Origin of the sequence: Pseudoalteromonas arctica (assembly GCF_012927645.1) — a bacterium.
Lineage (GTDB): Bacteria > Pseudomonadota > Gammaproteobacteria > Enterobacterales > Alteromonadaceae > Pseudoalteromonas > Pseudoalteromonas arctica_A.
Genome location: NZ_JABBMT010000105.1, coordinates 1 through 587 on the forward strand (window position 1 = coordinate 1; position 587 = coordinate 587).

General features: G+C 45.0%; 1 protein-coding gene. It reads left to right on the plus strand.

Features of this window, described 5'->3' with window-relative positions:
* Window positions 1-587 (plus strand): IS66 family transposase (gene tnpC / locus HHO47_RS19855; RefSeq protein ID WP_169021705.1); only part of this gene is annotated, 587 nt, incomplete at both ends.

Consider the following 587-nt stretch of genomic DNA (forward strand, 5'->3'; position numbering starts at 1 on the left):
CACTGCCAGCTCAGTTACCGCGAGTTGAGGTGGTTGTTGACCTTGATGAGGGTGATAAAGAGTGTGATTGCTGTCAAAGCCCACTTCACAAAATGGGTGAAAGCAGCAGTGAAACACTCGAATTTGTTCCCGCGCATATCAAAGTCATCAAAACCATTCGGCCAAAATATACGTGCCGTCACTGTGAGCGTGAAGGCATTGAAAGTGTGGTAAAAACCGCCAAGATGCCCGCAGCACCTATTCCAAAAAGTATCGCCACGCCTAGTTTGTTGAGCCAAATAATCATGTGTAAATACCAGTTTGGCTTACCACTTTATCGCCAAGAAACGTTATTTGCTGATATCGGTATTGAGTTGAGCAGGCAAACCATGTCGAGCTGGATGCTACGCAGCGCTGAATTATTGTCACCGCTCTATCAGCGTTTAAAAGAAATCTTGCTATCTCAAGCGGTTATTCACGACGATGAAACCCCGTTAAACGTCATTAATGCAGATAAAGCAACCAGCTATATGTGGCTGTACTGTTGCGGCGATGATAAACCGGGTAAAGGCACTAATATTGTCCTGTTTGATTACCATAACAGTCGC